27 protein-coding genes are annotated in these 25,415 nt (G+C 34.1%); 3 read left to right on the forward strand and 24 right to left on the reverse strand.

What is annotated here, in order from left to right; all coding sequences use genetic code 11:
- Window positions 1-13 precede the first annotated feature (13 nt).
- The 6 genes from GSH73_RS10690 to GSH73_RS10715 form a co-directional block, all read right to left on the reverse strand.
- Window positions 14-268 carry a GNAT family N-acetyltransferase gene (locus GSH73_RS10690; protein ID WP_014758024.1) on the reverse strand — a complete coding sequence of 85 codons (255 nt, stop codon included), beginning with the start codon at window positions 266-268 and terminating at the stop codon, window positions 14-16.
- On the reverse strand, window positions 258-638 hold the full coding sequence (locus GSH73_RS10695; protein WP_152528724.1) for a hypothetical protein: 381 nt from the start codon (window positions 636-638) through the stop codon (window positions 258-260). The genes GSH73_RS10690 and GSH73_RS10695 overlap by 11 nt, the downstream gene beginning before the upstream one ends.
- 278 nt (window positions 639-916) lie before the next feature.
- Window positions 917-1,408 (reverse strand): nucleotidyltransferase domain-containing protein, encoded by a 492-nt coding sequence (locus GSH73_RS10700; protein ID WP_014758022.1) that lies wholly within the window; start codon window positions 1,406-1,408, stop codon window positions 917-919.
- Window positions 1,409-1,984: 576 nt separating this feature from the next.
- Window positions 1,985-2,212 (reverse strand): thioredoxin family protein, encoded by a 228-nt coding sequence (locus tag GSH73_RS10705; protein WP_014758021.1) that lies wholly within the window; start codon window positions 2,210-2,212, stop codon window positions 1,985-1,987.
- Between the two features lie 348 nt (window positions 2,213-2,560).
- Complete coding sequence (locus GSH73_RS10710; RefSeq protein WP_014758020.1) at window positions 2,561-3,577, reverse strand: permease; 1,017 nt, start codon at window positions 3,575-3,577, stop codon at window positions 2,561-2,563.
- Between the two features lie 16 nt (window positions 3,578-3,593).
- Entirely contained in the window at window positions 3,594-3,935 is a 342-nt protein-coding gene (locus tag GSH73_RS10715) for an ArsR/SmtB family transcription factor (protein WP_038070112.1), read from the reverse strand.
- Window positions 3,936-4,242: 307 nt separating this feature from the next.
- On the opposite strand from GSH73_RS10715, the gene GSH73_RS10720 reads away from it, so the two are divergent.
- Window positions 4,243-5,874: an IS1634 family transposase gene (locus GSH73_RS10720; protein ID WP_014758018.1), complete on the forward strand. Its 1,632-nt coding sequence runs from the start codon at window positions 4,243-4,245 to the stop codon at window positions 5,872-5,874.
- Between the two features lie 669 nt (window positions 5,875-6,543).
- Window positions 6,544-7,236, forward strand: coding sequence for an IS110 family transposase (locus GSH73_RS10725; RefSeq protein ID WP_200866698.1), 693 nt, complete (start codon window positions 6,544-6,546; stop codon window positions 7,234-7,236).
- Between the two features lie 185 nt (window positions 7,237-7,421).
- Here GSH73_RS10725 and GSH73_RS10730 read toward each other — a convergent pair whose 3' ends face one another.
- The 18 genes from GSH73_RS10730 to GSH73_RS10815 all read right to left on the reverse strand — a co-directional run bounded on the left by GSH73_RS10730 (window position 7,422) and on the right by GSH73_RS10815 (window position 24,832).
- Window positions 7,422-8,162: a nucleoside phosphorylase gene (locus GSH73_RS10730; RefSeq protein WP_014758016.1), complete on the reverse strand. Its 741-nt coding sequence runs from the start codon at window positions 8,160-8,162 to the stop codon at window positions 7,422-7,424.
- Window positions 8,163-8,204: 42 nt separating this feature from the next.
- Window positions 8,205-8,903: a Crp/Fnr family transcriptional regulator gene (locus GSH73_RS10735; RefSeq protein WP_013298176.1), complete on the reverse strand. Its 699-nt coding sequence runs from the start codon at window positions 8,901-8,903 to the stop codon at window positions 8,205-8,207.
- A 293-nt stretch (window positions 8,904-9,196) separates the two neighbouring features.
- Entirely contained in the window at window positions 9,197-9,544 is a 348-nt protein-coding gene (locus GSH73_RS10740) for a GNAT family N-acetyltransferase (RefSeq protein WP_014758014.1), read from the reverse strand.
- Between the two features lie 124 nt (window positions 9,545-9,668).
- Window positions 9,669-10,784, reverse strand: a complete 1,116-nt coding sequence (locus GSH73_RS10745; protein ID WP_014758012.1) for a GNAT family N-acetyltransferase — start codon at window positions 10,782-10,784, stop codon at window positions 9,669-9,671.
- Window positions 10,785-11,184: 400 nt separating this feature from the next.
- Window positions 11,185-11,292: a M48 metallopeptidase family protein gene (locus GSH73_RS13730; RefSeq protein ID WP_267889039.1), complete on the reverse strand. Its 108-nt coding sequence runs from the start codon at window positions 11,290-11,292 to the stop codon at window positions 11,185-11,187.
- A 3-nt stretch (window positions 11,293-11,295) separates the two neighbouring features.
- Window positions 11,296-11,787, reverse strand: a complete 492-nt coding sequence (locus GSH73_RS10755) for a Csac_0668 family 2Fe-2S cluster-binding (seleno)protein (protein ID WP_432416196.1) — start codon at window positions 11,785-11,787, stop codon at window positions 11,296-11,298.
- A gap of 64 nt (window positions 11,788-11,851) precedes the next feature.
- Window positions 11,852-12,403, reverse strand: a complete 552-nt coding sequence (locus GSH73_RS10760) for a flavodoxin domain-containing protein (protein WP_014758010.1) — start codon at window positions 12,401-12,403, stop codon at window positions 11,852-11,854.
- A gap of 66 nt (window positions 12,404-12,469) precedes the next feature.
- On the reverse strand, window positions 12,470-13,024 hold the full coding sequence (locus GSH73_RS10765) for a plasmid pRiA4b ORF-3 family protein (RefSeq protein ID WP_014758009.1): 555 nt from the start codon (window positions 13,022-13,024) through the stop codon (window positions 12,470-12,472).
- 1,088 nt (window positions 13,025-14,112) lie between these two features.
- Window positions 14,113-14,556, reverse strand: coding sequence for a hypothetical protein (locus tag GSH73_RS10770; protein WP_014758006.1), 444 nt, complete (start codon window positions 14,554-14,556; stop codon window positions 14,113-14,115).
- A 92-nt stretch (window positions 14,557-14,648) separates the two neighbouring features.
- Entirely contained in the window at window positions 14,649-14,873 is a 225-nt protein-coding gene (locus GSH73_RS13785; protein ID WP_432416197.1) for a TfoX/Sxy family DNA transformation protein, read from the reverse strand.
- Between the two features lie 326 nt (window positions 14,874-15,199).
- Complete coding sequence (locus GSH73_RS10780) at window positions 15,200-15,841, reverse strand: hypothetical protein (RefSeq protein ID WP_014758005.1); 642 nt, start codon at window positions 15,839-15,841, stop codon at window positions 15,200-15,202.
- A gap of 599 nt (window positions 15,842-16,440) precedes the next feature.
- Window positions 16,441-17,019: a PIN domain-containing protein gene (locus tag GSH73_RS10785; protein ID WP_014758004.1), complete on the reverse strand. Its 579-nt coding sequence runs from the start codon at window positions 17,017-17,019 to the stop codon at window positions 16,441-16,443.
- Between the two features lies 1 nt (window position 17,020).
- On the reverse strand, window positions 17,021-17,806 hold the full coding sequence (locus GSH73_RS10790; protein WP_038068948.1) for an ImmA/IrrE family metallo-endopeptidase: 786 nt from the start codon (window positions 17,804-17,806) through the stop codon (window positions 17,021-17,023).
- Between the two features lie 8 nt (window positions 17,807-17,814).
- On the reverse strand, window positions 17,815-18,198 hold the full coding sequence (locus tag GSH73_RS10795; RefSeq protein WP_014758002.1) for a helix-turn-helix domain-containing protein: 384 nt from the start codon (window positions 18,196-18,198) through the stop codon (window positions 17,815-17,817).
- 100 nt (window positions 18,199-18,298) lie between these two features.
- Window positions 18,299-20,170: a TnsD family Tn7-like transposition protein gene (locus GSH73_RS10800; RefSeq protein ID WP_014758001.1), complete on the reverse strand. Its 1,872-nt coding sequence runs from the start codon at window positions 20,168-20,170 to the stop codon at window positions 18,299-18,301.
- Between the two features lie 6 nt (window positions 20,171-20,176).
- A complete protein-coding gene (locus GSH73_RS10805) occupies window positions 20,177-21,832 on the reverse strand; it encodes an ATP-binding protein (protein WP_014758000.1) in 1,656 nt (551 codons plus the stop codon).
- Window positions 21,825-23,990: a TnsB C-terminal domain-containing protein gene (locus tag GSH73_RS10810; protein ID WP_014757999.1), complete on the reverse strand. Its 2,166-nt coding sequence runs from the start codon at window positions 23,988-23,990 to the stop codon at window positions 21,825-21,827. Before GSH73_RS10810 ends, GSH73_RS10805 begins: the two co-directional genes overlap by 8 nt.
- Window positions 23,987-24,832: a heteromeric transposase endonuclease subunit TnsA gene (locus tag GSH73_RS10815; RefSeq protein ID WP_014757998.1), complete on the reverse strand. Its 846-nt coding sequence runs from the start codon at window positions 24,830-24,832 to the stop codon at window positions 23,987-23,989. Before GSH73_RS10815 ends, GSH73_RS10810 begins: the two co-directional genes overlap by 4 nt.
- Window positions 24,833-25,196: 364 nt before the next feature.
- Between GSH73_RS10815 and GSH73_RS10820 the strand changes: the two genes are divergently transcribed.
- Complete coding sequence (locus tag GSH73_RS10820; protein ID WP_014757997.1) at window positions 25,197-25,388, forward strand: hypothetical protein; 192 nt, start codon at window positions 25,197-25,199, stop codon at window positions 25,386-25,388.
- The last annotated feature ends 27 nt before the right edge of the window (window positions 25,389-25,415 follow it).

The raw sequence follows: 25,415 nt of genomic DNA on the forward strand, positions 1-25,415 counted from the left end.
GTGCACCTCCTAATCACACTTTGTCGTTTAATAAAACCATGTGTATATGGTCTTCCCATTTACCATTAATTTTCAGATATTTATATGCTATTCCTTCATTGTAAAATCCTAATTTTTCGACTACTTTTAATGATGGCTTATTTTTGGGCATGATATTCGCTTCAATTCTGTGCAACTTAAAATCATTAAAAATTATATCAATTCCTCTTTTAACCGCTTCAGTAGTATACCCATTTTTGATTTCATCTTTGTCTAATTTATACCCCAAATGACATGATAAGAATGCGCCTTTTACGATTTTTGTGAATAATATTTTCGATTACGTAAAGCCTTTTTGCATCAGGAACAAATACCAAATATATTGCCGAAAAGTCTTCTTTCTTTTTTAAAATAATATTTATATTTAGATTTAAATCTGGCATGTATTCATTTGGAATAGTTAGAGAATTTAGGACATGATTTATTGCTGATTCTATTGACGTATTATTACCATCGTTCCATTTTAAAGATAGCTCAATATCATCACTGCTTTTAAAATCAAATATGTGATATCTCTCACCATCTACATGAAAACTTGGACCACTGTCTTTTGAATAAACTTCCTTATATGTGCTAGTCAACTTTATTGACCAATTCATATAAATAATTTCAGTATAAGGTTTTTTTTTCAATGTTTTAAATACAGATGCCACTACTAATACAGTACTAAATGATATATCAATAGCAAAACGCTAATTAAAAATACTGATACTTTTCTCACCACTCATTACTCCTAACTATCTAATTTGAAATTACCAATTTATCTGTCCCATAATAGCTGTACTAAGTCAAGTATTTCTCTGCCTTCACTTATAAATTCAAAATTGCTCATATACAATCCTCCTGAAATTCAGAATTTCTTAATACTTTATAGCAATTAATTTAAACCGTCAAATGAAAAAATAGTACCGTCTTCATTTTTCATCTGATTTATATATTTTTTAATCAATATAACTTTTTCTACTCTACCCATTTTTAGATACGCCTCACATTCATATTCCAAATCTAAAACAGGAATTCTCATATCTTGTAGAGTTATATATCTTTTATATTTTTCTAAATTCACCGGTTCTTCCCATGTACCATTTATATTTTTTTGTATGTCCCCCATGATTTCAACCTTTATACCATCGATTTCAAGGCGGCCAAAGTGCGATGATATTTTGCCATTAGATGAAAAACATACTTTTGCTATAACAAATTCTTTGAAGCATTCCTCTATCTTATATGCACCTTCTTTGTCAGTTTGAATATCTACATCATTTGGCTTAAAAGGAATACCTTGAATAGCAAAAGCAGTACTTCCTGTAATAACCCAATTTATATTTGTGTCATTTAATTTTTCATATATCTTCCGTAATACATTCATATGTCCTTGTGGAACCATTATCTCACCACTTTAGTGTAAAATTTTCTTAGATGAAAAAGCAGGAAAATAGCGATAATATTATATAGAAATAAGACCTCACCATCCTCCCAAAAGGATGAGTTAGCAAATAAATAGGAAGGTGAGGTCTTATAAAAATAATTCTACATGCACTTCAAAAATTCCTGCTTGCCGTAGAAAAAATTATTGGATTACTTGATAGAAAATATACAACAGCTGTAATCCTTCCACATCTATTCATAGCTAGATAAGTACTATGACCTCTGCTGACTTCTCAAGGTTCAGCCATACATCACTGTATGTGTTGTCATTTCATAGTTTACTTTAATGACTTGTCCTTGAGACCTACCCAGGTAAGAGCGATAACTTTCCTCCCATATATCTTAAAGTTTATTGTATGGGAGCCAATAGTAGTTTCCGTGCCTCACCCACTGCAGACTTTCACCGCCTAGCTATCGCCCATGCCGGGTCACGTGAAAGCCAGCGCCTTTAGACGCTGGCTAGTAACAGAAGCGTATAAGTTCAAAGCAAACCACCCATTAGATGGGCAGTCATGATTTACAAGTATTTTTTTATATCTTCCACTGACGGAACTCTTCCCATCACTTTTACCTGCTCATCCACTACTAGCGCAGGCGTTTTCATTACACCATAAGACATAATGTCCTTAAAATCCTGCACTTTTTCAATAGTGGCTTTAATACCCATTTCTTTTACAGCCTCCCTGACATTAGCCTCTAATTTTTTACAATTAGCACATCCTGAACCTAAAATTTTAATTACCATAAGAAAATCCTCCTTCATTAATTGATATTTTTATCACTATTATTGCCATACAACAGCTTTTTTAGCACAAGTTCCACATCTTGTACATTTTGCATAATCAATTTCTATTCTGCCACCTAAAGGCTCATCTTTGACGTAGTCAATGCATAACATGCAATTATTGATTTGCTGAGATTTGCCTGTACAGACTATTTTTCATTTAAATTCTCTCCTTTACACATAAATATATTACATTGTTTTCAACCTTTTTATATATTCCTTTATCTCATCTTTTTGCATTGAATGAGATAAAAAGTAAGCAATTAATTATTCCAGGAATATCAACCAATAATCTTGTATCAAACCTGTTTATACAAAAATATATGAAAATGCATTAAATAAATATCCAATTAATATAATCCCTGTTGATACGATGAATACAAAGATTGCTAAAAGTTTAGACTTTACAACCTTGCTAAGCATAATCATAGAAGGAAGAGATAGAGCTGTTACCGCCATCATAAATGACAACACCGTCCCCACTCCTACTCCTTTTGCAAATAACGCTTCAGCTATCGGCAAAGTACCGAATATATCAGCATACATTGGAATACCAACTACAGTAACAAACAATACCGCAAATGGATTATTGCCTCCAACCACGTTTTCTATGATTGATTGAGGAACCCAATTATGAACGGTTGCCCCTATACCGACACCGATTAATACATATAACCACACTCTTTGGATAATATCCCTAACCTGTTCCTTTGAATAGAATATTCTCTCCTTACGGGTCATTTCAGGCACTTCTGCGTCAACATTTTCGATTTCTCTTACATATCCTTCTACATAATTTTCAAGGCTCAATTTGTCAATCAAAGTCCCTCCGATAACCGCCAAAATCAAGCCTACAACAACATAGGCTATGGCAATTTTTGCACCAAAGAATGACATTAACAATAGCAGTGATGCCAAATCCACAAGCGGAGAGGATATTAGAAACGAAAAGGTAACCCCCAAAGGCAATCCAGCCGATGTAAAGCCTATAAAAATCGGTATGCTGGAGCAACTGCAGAAAGGCGTTATCGTTCCAAGCAATGCCCCAAGTATATTCCCTTTAATACCTTTTATCCCTCCGAGAATCTTCTTTGTCCTTTCTGGTGGGAAATAACTCTGGATATAGGATATAACAAATATCAAGACCGATAATAATATAAAAATCTTTATGGTATCATAAATAAAGAAATGGATGCTTGCACCAAGCCTGCCATTAACGGACAAGTGAAATGCCTTTTCTACAAGAAGCCTTACAAGTTCTGAAAGCCATGTCATTTTTAATAGTTGCTCATTTAACCAACCAAATATCAGAGCCAATATATTCATGTAAAAAACAACCTCCTTACCTTCTGCACGATTCAAGATATTTTTCAGCATGTTTACACTTTTCAATATCGCTTTTGAGTACTGGATAATCGTTGATATTATCCACTATTTTCTCTAATATCCCTTTGTACACTTGCTCATTAAGATTTAAATCATAAAATATGAACTGTTCCTGCCTTTCATCTTTTACAAGACCTATATCCCTAAGTTTAGCAAGGTGTTTTGATATTTTTGGCTGTGACTCTCCTGTTATTCCACACATCTCACATACGCATAGTTTTTTGTGATATAACAGAATAAGTATCCTTAAACGTGTTTCATCAGACAATACCTTAAAAAAATCAGTTAATTTATTCATAAAATCAATCTTCCTTTCGTAAAATTCTGGCTTTATATCAGACATACTTTATAAATTAAACAACTACGTTTTTTAATTATACTTATATACTCATATAAGTATATATACTCCTGTTTCTTATATCTGTCAATAGTCACTTCTGTATATGCTTTTTGCTTTGTAGCAACTCGGGTCTTTGACAGTTTAATAAACATCGGAATCAGTAAAAGCCTTGAAAACAAGGCTTTTTTTATTAAAAAATAGTCAAATTTAGCCATGGAAATATTGCGTAATGTGCTATAATAAAAGAGATGGGAGGAATTTCATTATGAGATTATGTATATCACGGTCAAAAAATGCTGCATCCCTGTACGTAACAAAATCTATATACGAAAATGGAAGACGTTCTACAAAAGTTGTTGAAAAGCTTGGTACTTATGCTGAACTTAAAGAAAAACTTGGTGGACAGGATCCTATTGAATGGGCAAAAAAATATATAGAAGAACTTAACAAAAAAGAAAAAGAAGAAAACCGCGATATTATTGTGAAATACTCCCAATCCAAAGTGATTACAAAGGGTGAGCAACGCTCTTTTAATGGTGGTTATCTTTTTCTTCAAAAGATATACCATGAACTTAAACTCAATAAGCTTTGCGAGAAAATATCTTTGAAATACAAATTTACATTCGACTTAGACTCGGTGCTTTCAAGACTTATTTATGCAAGAATTATTTATCCTTCTTCAAAACTTGCAACTTTTCAACTTTCTACTAAATTTATTGAACAACCTGATTTTGAACTTCAACATATATACAGGGCTCTTGAAGTAATTGCCAAGGAAGCTGATTTCATACAGTCTTACCTGTACAAAAACAGTCTTAAAATTTCCAAGAGAAATACAGGCGTACTGTATTATGATTGTACAAATTATTTCTTTGAAATAGAGCAAGAAGATGGATTAAAACAATATGGTGTTTCAAAAGAACATAGACCAAATCCTATCGTACAAATGGGGCTTTTTATGGACGGAGATGGTGTTCCACTTGCTTTTGCTATTAACAAAGGGAATACCAATGAACAGTTGACTTTAAAACCTTTGGAAGAGAAAATTCTTTCTGACTTTAATCTCTCTAAATTTATTGTATGTACTGATGCAGGACTAGCATCCGATAGTAACAGGAAATTCAACATTAAAGGTGAACGGGCATTTATTACAACACAATCTATTAAAAAACTGAAAACACACCTTAAGGAATGGGCTCTTGACCCAAATGGTTGGTCTTTAGTTGGTGACAGAAGAACATATAACATTGCTGAACTAGATGAGGACAAATATAAGGATAAGGTGTTCTATAAAGAACGCTGGATAAAAGAAAACGGATTAGAACAGAAACTTATCGTCACATATTCCATTAAATATCGAGATTATCAGAGAAATATACGAGATTCCCAGATAGAACGAGCACAAAAAGCAATTGATTCAAACCCTTGGAAAATAGAAAACCGTATCAACACCGAACTCATTGCAAAAGAAGCGCAATTTGTTGGTTTTTATGCAGTATGTACAAATCTTGAAGATGATGCTTCTTCAATTATCAATATAAATAGAAGGCGATGGGAAATTGAAGAATGTTTCCGGATTATGGAAAGCGAATTTAAGGCCAGACCTGTATATTTAAGCCGTGATGATAGAATAATAGCTCATTTTACAACTTGTTTCATTTCCTTGGTTATCTATAGACTCCTTGAAAAGAAATTGAACGGAAAATATACATATCATGAAATCATAGATGGATTAAGAGATATGAATTTCTTAGAAGTAAAAGGTGATGGTTATATACCTATTTACACAAGAACAGACTTTACAGATGATTTACACGAAGCATTCAGCTTCCGTACTGATTATCAAATTGTAAGTAAAAGCAAAATGAAAAAAATTTTAAAAAGTACAAAATCATAAATACATTACTCACTTTTTAATAATAATACAAAAGCTTGGGCCTCTTTATTTTCAACGGTTCTCAAGCTTTTTCTTTTCTTCAACTGTCAAAGATGGGATTATAAGCTCAAAATTTTTTAATTGTCAAGGAAAATTTTTGTGTTATAATGTTAGCCATTTTTTTCTCCTCCTTTTTTTAAAACTAGAAAAGGTACGCCTGCATTTGTTTGCGTACATTTTGGTTTTCTTTATGTCTATTGTAGGCTTTTTTGGAGCTTACAATCTGTGTAACAGGACTTAATTCGCCCCAGTCTCCACGAATTGTTTTATAAATGTCAACCATACTTTTGTCGAATTTTAAAGTTTCTTTTTTCATTTTTATAATCATTCCTTTCGCTTCGCTCAAGGCACAAAACGTAATGAAATGTGCCGCTTAGAGCTAATTTTGTTCTATAATTATGTCATAGGGATATCAGTAAACTACAAATCACGGGGAGGTGAGTGGGTTGCTACGTATGCGTAGTGACCGCATTTTTATATGTGTAGATTGTCTTTTCAAGCACAAATAAGTGTGCCACTGAGCACGCAACCTTATCTTTGTTTAAACATTCTCGTTTAATGCTAGACAATCAGTCAATGCTGCCTATCCCTTTAATTTTTAGAACCTATCGGTTTAGAAAGTGGTTTCCTATGGCTTTAAAAATTGTGTATAAAATCTGTTGTGGAATTGATGTTCACAAAACCTTTGTGGTTGCTAGCAACGCTTCCACCAACAAACAAGGTATTACCACCTACAAGAGCCATCGCTTTTCTACCTACACTAAAGGCCTGAAAGAGCTGTTACAATGGCTACTTGAATCTAATTGTAAAGATGTCTGTATGGAATGTACAGGCAAATACTGGATTCCAGTGTACAACGTCTTGGAAAAAGACTGTTCTATTGTACTTGCACATCCTAAGTATGTTAAGGCTATCCATTGTAAAAAAACTGACAAGAAAGATGCGAAATGGATTGCTGACCTGTTTAAGCATGATCTTGTTGCCGGTAGCTTTATGCCTCCTGCTGATATTCGCCAACCACGTGACCTTATGCGCTATCGTTACAAACTAACCTGCTTTATGTCCAGTGAGAAGAACCGCCTCCAAAATTGTCTCACGGTTTCTAACATTCAGTTGGAAAACGTTGTTTCAGACACTTTTGGTAAAAGCTCTAAAAGAATTCTCGATAAGCTTCTTGAAAATCCTCTTGATACCTCTTTTGATATTGAACCTTTAATTCACAACTCTATGAAAGGAAAAATTCCTGAATTAGAACTTGCCATTGTATTAAAGACACCTGATGAACACAAACTACAATATCAAAACATTCATAAAGCTGCTTAAAGTCTTGCACTATACTTGGAAATAGCTATTAACCATATTAAGTTTTCAAAGTTCGGCTCTTAATTGAGTTTATTTGCTATACCCTTTTTTACAACATAAAAAATTTTAAATTTCTTTCTAAAACCTATTGACTTTTACTAGCTGGTCTTTTTTTAATATTGGGATTAATATTTTAAATCCCAATATTATCTGTTTAAACGCACAATCGCTTCAAGGGCAGTAAGTATTTCTCTTTCTTCGCCTAAAACCATCGCATCTTTTCCATCTACATATTCGTTGATGCCTTCTTTAAGATTACCCTCATAAGCGACGACAACATTAAGTATCGATGCAGTCTTAATCCCTCTAAGCCTGCCGATTACAAACAATGGTGCGCTTTCCATATCAGCAGCTAAAACACCTTTAGTCGACCAAAACCTATCTATTTCATCTTCCTTATCAGTATAAAAACTGTCATGGCTTCTTATTATCCCACAGTGATAAGTAGCTCCAAGGCTTTTTGCGCTTTCTATAATATTCTCCAGCAAATAATTATCAGGTACAGCAGGATAACTTTTTTCAATATATGTGGCAGAGGTTCCTTCATCTCTTACAGCTCCTAAAGCCATAACTAAATCTCCTAATTTAATATTAGGCTGAAGTGCACCGCAGCTTCCTATACGTATCATAGCTTTTACTCCTAGATTTTTCAACTCTTCAACAGCTATACCAAGCGATGGCCCTCCTATACCTGTGGAAGTTACAAGAATCTTCACACCTTTATAAAAACCCGAAACCGTTTTAAATTCCCTGTTATATGCCACATCCTTAGTATTTTCGAGGAACTCCTTAACCCTTTCTACTCTCTTTGGATCACCTGGAAGTATTGCATAATCTGCGCTTTCATCTATACCAAACCTTATATGCGGTTGAATTTCATATACCATAATTTATCTTCCCCTCCCTCAGTATAATTTGCTACATCTTAATCATTCAAACCTACTTTTCTTTTCTTCTTTTATTAGTTCATCCATATCTTTTATTATTATGCATGTATTATTTACATCTATGATATTCTTTTCTTTGAGAAACTGCAATATGCGATTTATGCTTCTTTGGGTAACTGCAAATTTTTCGCTTAATTGTTTCTTTTCTATATTGACTATGATATTTTTCTTATAATTCGGATTTTTATATCCAACGCTTATTAGATAATTACATACTCTATTCTTTAATGAATATAATGTATCCTCACCAGCTTTTTTTGATAGATTATAAAATTGTTTACACAATGTGTGCATTACATAATTATTGATATTTTTATCTATCTCAATCCATTTCAAAAAATATTCTCGTTTTAAGCGTAGAATTTTTACTGGGCTTAAAGCTTGAACAGAACAGATATAAGGTTTTTTATCAAATATCTCTAACTCTCCTATATAATACCCTCGTGTATAAACTGCCTGCGAATACTTTTTACCATTTTCTGCGACTATATATACATCTACTGAGCCACTTACGATTATATAAAAATAATCATACACTTCACCTTGATTGCATATTACAGTCCCCTTTGCATAATCCTTTATTTCCCACTGTTTTAATATTTCATATGGACAGTCTTTTAAAATTTTAAAAATTTCAGCGTTCTTTTCAATAATATCAATGATATTATGTATTGTCATCATTATCTAACTCCATTAATATATAATAGAACATTTTAAATACAAATACAAAGGACATATGTCCTAAATTCAAAATATACATACCCTAACTTTTAATTTTAAATATATTTTTTAAGAAAAATGTCTTAAACGTATAAATTACTCAAGAAACTTATCTATAATACTCATTATTTAACAAATATGAACTTGTGTCAATAGAGTAGCCACAAAAAGTTTAATTTTTTATGCCATTAGAAGAGCAGTTTCATAAATCTCTTGTGGTGTCTTGTAATTAATAGCATTATAAATTGCATTTGTCAAGTGAAAAATACTCCAAACTTACAGGTTTCTACATTGTTGTTCTGGGTCTCAAACATAATACCCAGCATATTATTTTCCTTAGCCCAACCTATTGCTGCATTCATTAGTTTTTGCCCAATCTTTTTTCTCCTAAACTTGCTTTTAACCCTGATATCCTCGATATAAGCATACTTGTTCCAATTCCTTCGTAATATGATTTGACCTGCAACCTCCTCATCCATATATGCCAGAAATACCGTTTTATCATGGTTGTCAATATACTCTTCATAGTTTATACCATCATTTGGATAATGCTTTTCATATGAGAAAGGCAATTCATTTGATAATATAAGTAATGTCGCCATTAAAGATTTCTAACTCAAGTCCGGCATACACCATAAATTTACTATCACAAACATTGATGTCTTTAAAATTATCTCTGTTGATTTTCTTAATTTCAAAGTTCATTATATATTTACCCCTTACATATTATTTCAACTTAATCCAATGTATCCGTCTATCCTTTCTAAATCCTGCTTTTAATGCCAGGTTCATAGACTTTACATTATCTTCTTCAATATGTACAAATGGCAGTTCGCCAAGTTCCAGAAGCCTCTTTATCATTGCAACAGTTACATCCATGCCATATCCTTTCCTTCTGTAATCTTCCAATACATTCAAAAAACCTATGGCTCCATCATCATGTGTAATCGCCCATGCCACCAACTTTTCATTTTCATAGATGCCAAGACCAATGCCATTTTTTATCCTATCTTCAATATATTCAATTGTTATATACTCTTTATACTTGGAGTTCTCGAATATATATGGAGCATCTGCAATTGATAAGTCAACAATATGTGATTTTACGGTCGGCAGTGGTACATTAGAATCATAGACTAGTTTCATACTGGTCAGTCGTGACTTTATTTCCCTATTTTTCACAATATGTGGGAGCATCCAGTCCTCAAGTACTGCAAAGCATTTGTCATCTCCATCCAATCCCTCAATCAGTTGAAGGAACTCTCCATTGGATTTGCTGCTGATGTAAACCCAATCTTCATCGCTTTTCCCTCTTACAAGTACAGAATCCCCAACTGTATCAAATGTTTGTACAGAGTAGTTTTTAATAAAGTTAATGATATTTATATTCCTTGTTTTGTCTTTTTCAAGCAACCTCAATGTCTTGCTACTCAAATGTTGTAATACTTTCCACTGAAGTCGTGGCTGTATTTCTGCATAGGTAAGATTATTTGGCATCACTTTCAAAAGCCTTACTTCGCATATCTCACTATCTGGCAAATAACCCATTTCGTTTACTTTTGAATAAAACAATCTCCCGAATGTAGTTATTTCACCTATGGTAACAGAGTAGTCACATACGGGCTCAATCTCGTAATTTACCGCACCTGTTTCCTCAAACAACTCCCTTGAAGCAGTTACATTAATATTTTCATTCTCTTCCCTGTGCCCGCCAGGTATTTCCCATGTGTTCCTGTCCTTATGCCTTACAAATATCCATTTGCCTTTATAAGCAGCACATATAACTGCAAAATTAAACTGTTCATCGCTTATCTCGCCTAAATTGTAAAACTTTATTTTCATAATTATGCTCCAATTTTATTTTAGTTTTTCTTAATACAATGCTTTCACTATTTTCGATAAATTCATTCTATTTTTCAAGTATAACACAATACTTTTTGCTTATCATTCTACTTCTCAACTTCTTTTATATAGTTTAGTGAATTAAAATTGATTGACTCCAGATCTCTTGACCCTGCTGCACTCTTGCCTTTCATCTATCCACTTATTGTTGTTGGAGCAATACCATGATTTCTTGCAACTATTGAAATATTGCCTGTTTTTCAGCTTCCTTTAAAATTTGTTGCTTTAATTCCTCTGAATTAGCTTTACCTTTCATCTTAGAACTCCCCTTAAACTTGTTGTTTTTATTCTACATAAAAGTTCGTAGATTGTCCAAAATGATTAAGGGGCTTAAGAGATTTCAGAAGTCCTTTGAATGGTTCATAATTCTTAAGTGGCACAATTCATGTACAACTACATAATCAATTATATCAATATATGCCATGACCAACCTCCAGTTTAAGTTTATATTTTATTTCATTGATAGCCCTTTATCTATAGCCTCCTGAATTATCTTGTGGCAACACTTTCCTAACGGGTTATTCTTTTCACATTGGCTGTTTTTCGTCGCCCCTGTGATTTCTATAATATCTTTAACTGTTTTTGCACCATTTTTTATTACGGCATTTATAACCTGCTCCTCTGTAACTTTGCTGCAGTAGCAGGCATATTTAGGGTTAGCGTCTTTTTTAAACCATATGGGCGCTTTCACCTGCTGCTTATCAAACTTAACACCTGTTTCTGGATTGTAATAAACAATATTACATTCTTCATTCATGCATATATAATAATCCATATCTCCGACCGATTCTACAAGGGCATCAACTACCAAATGCCTGACTGTAATATTTTTTACTTTGACTCCTGATGTTTTACATGCAGGGCATATATCGCCATTTTCTATTTTATGATATGTCTCTTTTCAATCGGAGCAACAACAATTGTTTATTTTTTCATTTATCATTTTTTACTTCCTTCTCTTATACCAAATTTTTTATTATAATTTCAATTTCTATTGTATATAATTGTCATTTTGTACTACTTTTTATTAATTCAACAATCGGTTTTATTGATTTTTCATTCGTCCAGTCAACAGGATGTTTATAGCATGCAAGCATTCCTTTTTCATCTTCAGTAAGTTCATCAGGTTTTTTATGCTCAATTTTTTTCTTTAGAAGATACATTAAAACCCTGTCAATTGAATTTAACTTATTATAATTGAAGCCACCCCGCAGGTGGAAAAAATAGACTTTTCCCTTCATTTCTTCAGTAAAATTATTATTTTTAATATCATTTATTGCTTCAGGATGTGCAGGAGACGCACCTACAGAAAACACTATCACTTTTTTATCTTTTAATTTGTCAAAGTTCTTTTTTATGAGCGAGATACCCAAAATACCAGCAGCATACAGTGAACCGCCATAAACAATTGTATCATATTTGAGTATGTCATTTAGTGTAATTTTAGACCTTTCAAATAAATCCGCCTTGACTTCATCTGCAATCCACTGTGCATAGCGTTGTGCGCTGCCATATTTTGATTTATAAATAACAACTACTTTATTAATGTTGTCTGACATATTATTTTTCCCCCTCTTTTATCACCTTATCTCCTCCATACAAAGTCCGATAAAATATATATGCTTTTACTTTATCATCTTCAACATATCATTGACTTCATCTATGCTGAATTCTTCAGGGTCGAAAGAACCCCCCACCCATTCAAGCATGGATTCATGCTCTGGATGCTGCGGGTCTTGGATTGCTTCAAGGAAATCTTCATATCCCCACTGTCCCCCTACATCTTCAGGAGGACAGTTTCTTTTACCACCGATACATACTGGATATTTAACGCCTTCTTCCGGGTCAAGCACCTTCTCAACAACAATGTCATGTCTCCAATTATCACCAAAATCGTAAACATATCTGAATTTATCCTTTGGTGCAAAGTTCATGCTGCTTAACTTTATTTTTTTTGCACTTTTAACTTCATATCTGTCGTAAAAGTCCCAGTCATCATCTTTTTCCCCAATAATCATTTCTCCCAGCCTAAACTCATAAAGGTGGGATTCAAACCATCCCATCGCATGCTGGATTATCCTGTGGAGTTTATAAAACGTGATATCGTCTCTAACCAATACCCTTCTCCAGACAGGAGGCTTTACGTCTTTTAATGTTATTTTCAACTGAAGAATTTTCATACTCTCACGACTCCTTTTACATGTATTTATGCACTTCTATTTTATCATTTCTCTATATTTTGCAATAGTAAAAATAATATCCTATTATCATTAAGCATTAATTTTTATTTATCTAAATATCTTACTATAAATATCTCCTTCTATTTTTAATATCCATGCTCTGAATCCTGATAATAAATTCCCGTTATAACTTCAATTTTATTTTGATAAAGTTTTGCTACTTATGAAACAAGCATTCTGCATTTGTAATTCTTAATCTTTAATCCTATTTTTATACCACTTTATAACCTTTCAATGGCATAACTTCATTATTTCAGAACTAACTTTATTATCACAGAGCAAACTTTATTATTATACAACTTCCCCCTTATTCCTTATCCCTAAAAATCCTTACCCCTAACTATGTATATTTAAAATAAACTCCGCTCCAATCCAACACCCCAAAAATCCTTATCCCTTCTAGTCTTAACCCTATTCTCCCAATCTCTTCCATATAATAAAGTCCGCTCTAAAATCTCATATTTTCATACCATTTAATTACATTTCTTCCTTAATTCTTGTATCAAATTTTAAAATAAAGTCGGTTCTAAATAGGTGTAAAGTGCAAGGGAAAAGGTATAATGTTGCATTTTCGCATGTGTTTCTTCTATTCTTTTTATCAATTTCGGTATCAATATATAATTAATATTATACTCTCAATCCTTTTAAAATCAATGCCTTTAGTCTTATTACTTACTCCTTAATCCTTTCAAGCCCTTTCACCTGTTAAAACGCGAACCCCGCAGCAAATGAAGATTTCTCCTGCATCTGCTATGGGATTTTGGAACGAACTTTATTTTTATAGAGCGAACTTTATTATCATGGAGTGGAGTTTATTTTGTATATACAGTAGCAATAAAAACCCATATTCCAATTCTGGAACTTATATGGCTAATTATATTAATTAAACTGCCAACTGCACCATTAGAAGGTATAGTATCAACGTATTTTGCCAGGAATCTAAAAAAGATTCCTAAAATAAAAAAATAATATAATTTGAATTGCTTTTTCCCTGATATTTGGCATGGCATTATTCTCCATTACCTATTTTAAATTCTTGTTTTATATATCTTATCGTAGTAGTTTTTAAAAGCCAGAACATCATTATAAAATTCTGTTTTAAATACCAAAATGCTTACTGCTGTAATAATTATGGCTGGGACAACTAAATATAAAGCACCGCCATAAGCATCTAAAATATTTAGCATGCGCAGCAGTCCCAAAACCAAATAGACAGGCAGTAAACCAAAGATAAAAATATAAACTCCTGACAGCAGAAACATCGTTATTTTAAATGCTATCCTGTTGCCTTTATGGTACAAAAATATATTAAATAAAATTATTCCACCAACAAATGTTTTTCCCGTTAATCCTTTAATACCGTTAGATACTAAACTTATAGCAATATCTGCAAGTAAAAGAAAAATTAAAATAATTATACCTGTATTTACGATTTTCCTGCCCCTGTTAACCTGTTCACTGTTAAAAAGCAAAATTATCTATCCCTTCTAATAGATTGAATTGAAAAATTACTTAATCCAATATCATCATTTGTAATCAATAAATCTTAAAAACTTCCAGCATTTTATTGTTTGACTTTTAAAGATAAATAAAATGCTTTTAACTCATCCTTGATATCCTGTGATAAGAAATGCCATCTTATATTCCGTATAGCACCTTCCAAAGCATACAACCTGTTTATGCAAGCACTGCTATCAATAGTTCTAATCCGCAGAAATGCTTCCTTGCTTCCTAACTCAATTAACTGCCCAGGAGTTTCCACTCCTGCATTTTTAATTGCTTTTCCAATTCTTTGCCTATGTTTGGCATATCACTTAATTTAGTCATTTCGCCTATCTCCTTTACTAAAATGCATTTTAATCCTTCTATTTTACATTGATGTTAACTATTTACATTTTCTGAATACCTGCTATTTACTATGAGCCGAAATCATGAGGAAATGAACTTTCTCATAAATATAGACTCCTATCGTTACAGATATGATGTCTGCCATAGTTCTTATGATTATATCAGCAATATCTGATTCAAACACCAAAGTAATGAAAAAATTGAAAAGAAAAAGGTTAATTCCGAATACTATAATGCCAAAAAATAGTGATTTCACTATGGGAGATTCTATCTTAATGCCTTTTGTCCGAGAAATAAATACAAAACCCCTATCCAGATACCTGATGCAACTGCCCATATCATTGTTCCTAACGGATTGGTAGTAAAAGAGGAATAAATATGAACTATACTATAAAAAAATACTCTTAGTGCCAGGAAGCATACAGGTATTGCTATTAACGGTACAATGTTAAAATTAATGTATACTTTCCCTACCAATTGGGAATCTATAGCAACAAATTTTCCTAACAGCAATCCTAAAAATACAAGTGATATTCCATCCACTATTGGATAAGCAAAAAGTTCAGTCAGTGATGTGCTTGAAACATGAGGTAAAGGCTCAAATAAGTATATTCCCCACATCATGCAGAATAAGAAACCGAACATTAAACCTTTTTTAATCTTTGTTCCTGGTAGATGCCCCTGTATTATGACAAATACTACCGCTAATAAAAAATAGGTTATTAATGCATAAATCGTAAACGAGGGGATTAATAATCCTGCTTTGACTATTACACTCGGAGGAAAAGGATTATTGCCGCTTGAAGGGATAAAAGCCTGCAGTATCAATCTAAATATTGTTGCTGATAATGCTACTAAAAATAGCGTCAACCATCTTTTCTTGTTAATTTCAAAAAGCATTGATTTCATAAAGTTTGACCTCCAGTTTAAATTTTAATTCTATAACGAGGTAATATCATCTTTTTCATCAGGTCCATATTAAAATTATATCATAAAGTTTGAAGCATCTTCCATGCGTATACACATAAAAAACTCATGTCAAACCCCCACCCCCCTCAAACCCTTGTCCCATCTAACCTTAACCTTATTTCTCTATTTTCTTCCAGATAAAAAGTCATGTCAAAAATCACCCATTTTCCTTACACCTATCTCCTATTTTCTTCCTGTTTTTAGCCTCATTTTAGATAAAAAAGTCGTGTCATAAATAGGGAAAAGTTAAAAGGAAAAAGTGGAAAGTTTTAATCAATATCTTTTATCAATACTCTATTCAAATCCAATAAAATCAATACTTTCAGCCTTATCCCTTACCCCTAAACTCTAAACTCAATAAAAAGTAAATCCCGCAGCCGTTCAGGATTTTTCCTGCTTCGACTACGGGATTTTGGAACGAACTTTATTTTTATAGAGTCAACTTTATTATCATGGAGTGGACTTTATTTGAATTATACATAGTTAGGCTCATGGAACAAGGAAATAGGTATAAAGGATTACAGAAAGCCAATTATGTATCACCACACACTTGTTATACCTAAATATGCTTCCCAGCCATTTTTACTAAATCGCCTCATAGCCTTTCTGTACTGGTCATCAAACGTATCTTGAGTCGGGTATGATAGTTGACTGTTAATTCGATTAAAAATATCTTCTGCTTCACTTTGTTCAATATTACCGAAATAAACGCATAGAGCCAGAATATTTCTGTGAGTTAATGTTATAAACTCACCCATCCATTTGAATTCTGTGTAATTATCCGATATTATGATAGGTATTCTTAATGCATGAGCATAACCTGCGCATTCGCTTTCTCCTGGCCCTATAACTTTTCTCATATCTTCAATTATATCTTTCGCAAGTATATTTATAGACTTATCCTTTTTTCTATCTAGCACACGAAATATACTCCCGTCTTTATTAATAGCGTGATTTATTATACTGTAATACTTTTCTGCTTTTTTCTTAATTTCAACATCATATACATATTGAGGAATGATTATTTCTTTAAATAAATATTCCAAAACATCCAATCTATCAACCCTGGCTAAATTGATTAAAATATCAGTGTCGGAAATTGCACCTATATAGCGCATTTTAATAATCCTCTTCCTGGGGATATTCATATCCGAAATCATCAGGTGTTAACCCGATGAACTCAAAACTGCTTTTCATATTCTCATATGAAATATTCCCTCTCTCGTAATTGTTTTTCACAAACTCAATATACTCTTTAGAAATATATGTTACTTTTGAAGGAATAATTAAGTCTGTGCTATAGCCTTCCCGTTTGGTTAAAGATTGGAGTTTTTCTGTATTTTCTATGGAACAAATCTTAACAAGTTCCTCATATTTATCTGGAGAACACAAGCCAAGTTGAATAAGCCTTTTTAACATTGCTTTATAACTTACTTTAAAATAATTGTGCATTCTTATTATATGCCGTGGTAAAACACTGTTTTTATCTACATTAATGATTTTGTAAAAAATTTCTTTTATATAATCTTCTGGCATTAAAAATTCGGAGGCAAATATATCCGCTGCCTCTTCTTCTTCCTTATATTTCTCTTTGTCTAAAATAACCTTTTCCTTTTTTAATATATTTGGATTATATATAATATGATACAATTCATGGGCTCCTGTAAATCTTTCATGACCTAAAGTAAAATTACTGTTTAAAAATACGATGAACTGCTCCTCAAAATAAGTGCTAAACCCTGAAATCTCATTTGTTTCCATAGGTTTTCTTATTAAAAATGCAGCCTCAGCAAGAACGTCAAATATATCAGAGAGCCCTTTTTTAGCAAATCTGCCTCTTACTTCTTCTGCTAATTCCTTTAACCGCAGCCTGGTTAACTCATCAGGGAGGTTTAAATCAGCCATATTCAATATCAACACTCCTCCCATAATGGTTTTCTCTTTATAGGCTTAAACTCCCCATTATATATTTTCTTTTGATAAATGAATACTTTTATCATATCCTGGAGTTTTCCAACTTCATTAATGGTGTTTTCAGAAAAATTTCTCTTTCTAAAAAGAGTAACTAAATCATCATCTTCATTAAAAAGGCTGTTTATATCTATGCCTAAAATACTACATAAAGCATTTAACTCCACAGCAGATATACTCCTGTTGCCATTTTCTATTTTGCTAAGTGTTTCTCTGCTCATATTGATACCCTTTTCCATGAGTTTCTCAACAACTTCACTTTGGCTAAATGCCTTTTCCTCCCTGGCAGCCCTGATTTTTTCACCCAACTCATTTATACTGGGCATTTAACTCAACCTCCTTTTGTAATATTATATTACATTATATTCTCCATAGTGTCAATAATTTATTCATTTATGTAATATTTCATTACATTAAAATTAATATCTACCATAAAATATCCTCTAATTCTGTCACATACTCTTCTCTTACACCAGCCCTCCTCATTATCTTCCACATTTGCAGTTCTTCCCCTTCTTTCTCTAACTCTTTAACTGCCCAGCGAATCCTCCTTAACCTGAAGTCGTGATTTGTCTCTATAACAGAATCCAGATATGCTTTTGTCTTTGGAAGTTTATCTAAATGCTTTTCAAGCAAGCCTCTTATTCCTAATTTACTACCAATTAGACTAATGGTAATCCTTTCAGGCTTTCCATCCGAATTCAGCATCTTATCAACTATTCCTTTTATCTGAGATAATATCTCATTATCTCTTTGATTCCAATCAACTCTGGTGTTGACAGCATTAGTCACTTTTTTATCAGGCGAGTTCTGGTTCAGCCATTCCCTGTCATTCCTATAAAGCCAGGCAAATAAAGCATTATCTATCTGCCGTAATTGCGTTTTCCCCATCTCTGGATATTGCTTTCTTAATTCCTTCCACTTCTCTCTGTAGTAATTCCTGTCCAAATTCATTGAAGAATAACTGTTCCCATCATTATCACATTCACTATCGGTCTCACTCCGCTTTTCCCAGTAAGTAGTTAGCCCAAGTTTTCGGGCATACTTCTTGACCGTATTAGCGTCTACCCCTAGTAACCTCGCTGTTTCCCTTAAACTCAACTTTTGGTTTACTAACTCTTTAAGTTTCTCTTCCCACACTGTCCCAAAGGCCTTAATTCTTCCAAACCTATATCTTGCATCTTCAGACTCATCTGGCCCACTTCTGGTATAAACAAAACCACAAGTACAAGAAAAAGTCCCGACAGGATATTTTGAATCCGTACTATATACAATTTTTAAGTCAGAAACAACAGGCTTTAGGTAGTGGTCTGACGCTGCATTCAGACAAGGCCAAGGTCCATCTCCAAAAGGCTTATATTCCATCTTTTTATAAAATAAATCATGAAGTGAAATTCCAAGAAAACGGGACAAAAGCAAATGTCTGATAGGATGAGAAGTCTTGTTTTTCTTCCTTACCATATCCATTAGCCAGTTTGAATCGTTATCTACATCAACACCGGAATGTACTATATCTAAAAATACTTCACCATAATAATTAATAAACTCTTTTATAAACCTCTTTCGGTGCACTTTCCCATTTACATTTGCAAATCCCATTTCCATCATCTTTGCAAGATACTGCTCTTTATACCATTCTATAGTTCTCTTATCAAAATCACTGTTAAGTAAAACCTGAGCATCCTCTGCAAGCCTAACCAGTTTTTCAAAAACATCATCAGCGTATATCATATCAATATCTGGTTTTACACAGTTCTCTTCACAAGCAGCCCTATATTCATGTTTGTTATATACCCTGATAAGCACCTGGCTGTTATATAAAGGAACATGATGTTTCGGACATATCAGCACACCAGGGATTTGATGAACCCTATGCCAGTATAACTCTCCGTACTGCAACTTATCTTCTTTAGCGCAGACAGGACAAAACTTAAAATATTGATTTAATGTTATAGAACTGGCCATAATTCCAGTTCGGCTGTATATACTTCCTCCGTTTTCCCCTTTCATTGATTCTAGAACTTTTTCTGCACGCTCAGGAGGTAAGAAGGCAGAATAGAATGGGAAAAGTGTATGGCTTTTTATGAGATATTCTTCTGTATACCGGGAATTAAAGGGCATATTATTAACAAGATTCTGTATATTGGAAGGCAGGTCCATCACCGCTGTTACAGAAGTTGAACCAAAAAGGTCTTTCATTGTAGCCTTATAACTTGTATTCCCGCTACGCACATGGTACCTTGCAAGAACGCTGTATAACACTTCATCCTCATAAAGCACAGGAAAAAACGTCATCATTTTGTGCTACACCGCCTTGAAAAAATCATTTTCCACTTGCCTGATAAGTCCTTTTTCTTTTAATGATTCATAGGCTGATTTTTTATTTCTCCTGCCTTCTTCCACAATAAACCTTATATCATTTTCATCCATCTTCTTTGCTTTACTCTTTTCCCTTTGTTTTGGTTTATCATTGGTTGATATCATCTGCACAGCCTTTATTACAATCTCTGAGACTTCAAGACTCTCTTCACTATCTAAAACCTGCTCTACTGCTTTTTGAGCCTTTTTTGCATCAATATTCAAGTCCAGCAATTTTAAAATTGCCTGTTCCTTCTTTGAAAGGTTGGCTTCCTTTTCTTTTTCCTTCTGCTGCCTTTGGAGCATCTTCATCCTCATATCCCAGTCTAATGACTGTTTGCTTTTGTCCACAAATCCCAGAAAATCAATGTCTACAGTACAAATATCCTCATACTTGGCAATTTCTTTAATATTTCCTGATTTTAAGGCTTCCAGCATGGGGCGGACCAATTTCAAATTATCCTTTGCAACCTGCTTAATCAGATTTACAGTAATATCCTCCCTGCCTGAGAGGATTGCCCGTATTTGGGACATAGCATAAAGTTTTACCGCAATGTCAATGATGCCCTGTGACTCTTCATATAGCACATCGTTTAATTCAGGTGTTAGCGGTACTTCCTTTTTGGTCCACTGATAATCCCAAAGTGCATTGATTAGCAGTTCCCAACTTTTATCTTTACTTAACCTCTCCCAAATCATATCTCCCTGACCGCTGCCGCGCCTTGCCTGACGAAATTCCGATTGCAAAACCGATAATGCTTTTGTAGTTCCGATAAGTATGACTGGTACTCCAATGGTATTGACAAGGGTTACAAAAAAGTTAAGCATCTTCTCATCCCCGCCGCTTTTTGCCCCATTTAAATGCTGAATCTCGTCTATGACCAATACGCCTAAGGCTGTATTCCTGGCTATCTGGGATATAATAGAGAGCATATTGTCTACGGTTTTCCTGCCTACCCCGGACTTCTTATAATAATCCGTACCCAACAGGTCATCTACCTTATGGAAAAACTCTATGCAGAGACCCTTCAAGGAACCATCAAATGGGCAGTCTAACTTCAGCCAAACCAGTTGGTACATACTAAAATTGATATTCTTATATTGTGAATGAATAATTATCTGGGGAAAAAGGGATAATACACGGTTGATGGCCGTTGTCTTGCCCATTCCACTTACCCCTATAATTGTAAAGCCCGCTGCAGTAGTCCTGAAGGATTCATTGCTGCTTAACTCCCATTTAAGGCTTTGTATCGCCTTATAACCGTCCTGAAGGCTTTCAGCATAAGAAGGTTTAAATGGGTTACGTGCCAGGTATCCCTGCCTTATAACCCTGCTTATCCTGCTTTCAAGGTCAAGGTGAATGCCAAGGAGCTGGAAGCACTGAAACAACCGCTGAACCATATGGATGCGGTAATGGCTTTCCAATTGCCTTTCTTCTGGGTTATAGCGCGGATAAAGTGCAAGTTTCTCCACCACTTCTTCCTGGGAATAAATTGGCGGCAGCGCTTCAATAAACGGGTTTCCACTGTATTCAGGTATCAACTGTTCCTTGTATTCCGCAATTACAGCGTTAGCACCGTTAGGTATTATTACTTTATTCATGGATTTTCTTTAAGGCCTCCTTTTGTTTTCTTAATAAAAGGTCTATGGCATCATTCTCATCAAACTGTTCTTTCTGCTCCGTTCTATTGAACGATATAACTTCTGCCTTATTTCCTGTGTCTTTTTTATCCAGTTCAAAGGCTTCCTTTTCCCGATTTAACATCTTTTCTATTCTCCTGTTATTTCTAATGCCTTTTTTGCGCTTCGAATCGCTTTCATCTGACTTTTCTTCTTTAAAAGATTTTTCTGCCTCTTTTGTAATACTTTCAATCTCAGTTATTAAATCAACCTTTGCCTGAAGTTCCTTATCTTCCAACAATTTTAATTGAAGTTTCTCCTCTTCAAGTAGGTATTGAATTTCCTCAAAATTTTTATCCTTATACCTATCTTGGTGTTCCAGGAGAAAACATTTCTCAAAATCCATACCATTTTGCTCCTTGATATATATAAAATTCATATTGCGGGGGTCAAAAGATACATCAATCTTCCATGTTCCTTTATTCCTCGCCTTTTCAAACCATCTCTCCTTGAGAGTTTTTTGAGAAGCATAATACAAGCCCTTAAATTTTATCCCCTTTGCTGTTACTGTTGCCGTATCCGAAGGCATGAGATTAAGTTTAATGATATCCTCTGGTACACTCCGCAATCTGCCTGCACGGTTTGCAATCCCCCAGTTCCATATTTCCCGTGGAATACATTCTACTTCATCAGCAACCATCATCTCTTCCCTGTCATAGTTTTTTAGGTAGTACTGGTTATTATGGTACAGGGCACATTTAATGATAATCTGTGTAAACTGGTATATATCCAGTTTGGCATCCAGTCTGTAATCCCTGTCGCCCCGCTCTCTCACATCAGGGTTTACAGTACCAGGCAAAAGTGGTTTTACCCTTAAATTGGTTATTCTGAAATGCTGTTCAATAACCGCTTTCCAATCTGCCCTATACGGGGGAGTATTCTGTATCTTTACATGCAGAGCATTAATAAGGTTTTCAACATTCTTACCTTCAAGTTCCCCTCTGTCAGCCAGAATAGCCTCTGGCAAGTGATGGACAGGCCAGTCTTTTTCTTCAATATCTATTCCATACTCCCTGCAAAAGGCAACTTTGTCGGACGCTGCATTTGCAAGAGCCATCATCGCTCCTATCCAACTTGGACCCTCTAAGCCAACATAAATACCAACAACCATTCTGCTGAAAACATCTATAACCCCGTAAATCACCGGTCTTCCAATTATCCAGTTCCTGTTAAAGCGGCTCACAAGATAAATGTCTCCTACAGTTGCATCGATTTGATAGATGCTTCCTGGTGCAATGGCTTCTGAAGTTGAATTTCCCAGAAGAGGCCTGTGCTGCTGCTCATATTTTTTACTGCTCTGTCTGGATGTAATTTTCTTTTTGAAATTGATATTCTTATAATACCAATAACGAAATTGTGCATATGTAGGTACATCGCCCACAGGTTTTATGATAGGAACTTTTATGCCGTTTTGTATCCTGAATTCATCGCTGAAGAACTCTTTTCTCATCAGTTCATATGCAAGTTTAAGGGATTTTTTAGTGCCTGTATGATAGTATTTATTGACAGCGATGTTAAATATCCTCTTTATTTCTTCATCTACATTGATTCCCTCACCTATCAGTTCCACATTTTTTCGCCTGCGTCCACGCTTTTTGTCTCCTGCCCGCCTTTCTTTACCCGTACCTCCGCATAAATAGTAGTCTGGAAGCAAAGCGTTCTTTATTTTCCCTCTCTTCCAGAATCTTTTAAGATAATTTAAAACAGTTTTCTCATGTAGTTGATAAATAGACGAGGCTTTTAAAACAAGTTCCCTCCGTTCTTTCTTATCAAAAATAGCAGGTTCAAGTGTAACAAGTTCTTTAATAACTTCCCATGCTTTATCCCGTATTTGTCTTGATTTCTCTGACAATTCTTCTTCATGAACAACCTTAACAAATGGGTCGTTTTCCAATATAAATGCAATCCCCTGCTTTATGCCCTCTTCGATATCAGAAATACTTCTTGGGAAAGGACTTTCATTTAAATATATGTTTATAACGTATGCAAAGTTTTGCTGCCTATCAAGCCACAAAATCCTTTCCACACTTTCTTTATCATTATCCTGTACCCACTTGATTAGTGTATTTACTGCAATCAAAGTACCCCCACCCTCTCTGGCAAACTTTGCTTAATAATTTCTATACTTTGGGTCGAATCATTAAGGTCGATTTTTTTATTCATGTCCACCATTATCCTTTTAAGAGCAATTAAACGCTTGAATATATACACCCCTGACCCTGTATCCAAGTTAAACAGCCTGTCAAATTGGGTAGTGAAATCTCTAATTGAAGTATTGCTTCCTGCCAATTTATCAATGAAAGCCTTACAGTAATAGTCAACCTCTTCATCTGTAAATCCTCTTTCATCAGCAGGATATAAGGATGAGTGAATCCATTCTATATTCTTTGATTTAACCACTGGAATCTCTTTTTGTGTTACTATTCCCCAATCAATATTTTGACTCTGCCAGTATCTTCTCTCTATTTCCAGCCTTTCTAATGCCGTCTTTTGCTCAAGTTCATAATCCGCCTTAAGGCTTCTGGCAACATATGCTATTTTGCCGTTTGTTTTTTTCAAGGTTATTAAAAATGAAGTAGATAAAATGTATGGCGTTCCTGTATCTTTGTCTTTAAATAAATCAAAATTTAAACCAGCATGGTTTTGTATGACTTCTTCACAGTTGAACAAGGGGTAGTGCTCCCTGATATCTAAAACATCATCCTCCCATTCTAACAAATAAAAATATCGTGCTTCCGAATCCGTGAAAATATGATGAATTCTTTTTGTTTTCCATCCAAATACACGTGTAACTCTGCCTTTGCTGGGAAAGTCCTGTACAGTAAGCCAGGGCTTGTAATCCTTGCCTTCCCCCTGTCCCCTGCCTTCCTGTATCCATTTATTTAATTTATTTTCATCCCAATCTGTTTTCCGTTTAGCCATGCAGATACCTCCCGAGTTAGGAATTAAGTATAAAAGAGTACGGAACAAAGGAGAATGATATCGTAATGTAATTCAACCACCACTTCATTAAGTCCTTTCCCCCTTGCTTTTAGCCTTTTTTCTAATGAAATTCTTATCGTTTTTCCCTTATTCATCTGTTCTCTGAAAAACAAAATGCCACTGACTACAGTTTGACACCTTTATTAGGTGACTGTGTCAATGGCACTTAGTCCATTTCCCTAAACCTATTTCCTAATCTCATTATATCATGGACCGACTTTATTTTAAACGTTAAAATCTCACTTGAAATACCATGTAGTAATAGGATAAGATTCTATGTAACCTGAACATAAGGAGGTATTTTATGAGGCATAGTGTTTTTTTGACTATAAAACTGGTAATTCTCATAAGTATATTTCTAATACCATTTACTGTAATTGCAGAAAATATGTTTATCCGCTTTATTGCAGGTTCTCTATTGGGAATATTTCTTATTATGCTTCTTTCTTTTACCGTAAAGGTTCAATCTTACTTTAAAAAAGATAAGAAATATTAAAGCAATAAGAAAAAGGTTTTGGTAGGC

Source organism: Thermoanaerobacterium aotearoense (genome assembly GCF_009905255.1).
Taxonomy (GTDB): Bacteria; Bacillota; Thermoanaerobacteria; order Thermoanaerobacterales; family Thermoanaerobacteraceae; genus Thermoanaerobacterium; species Thermoanaerobacterium aotearoense.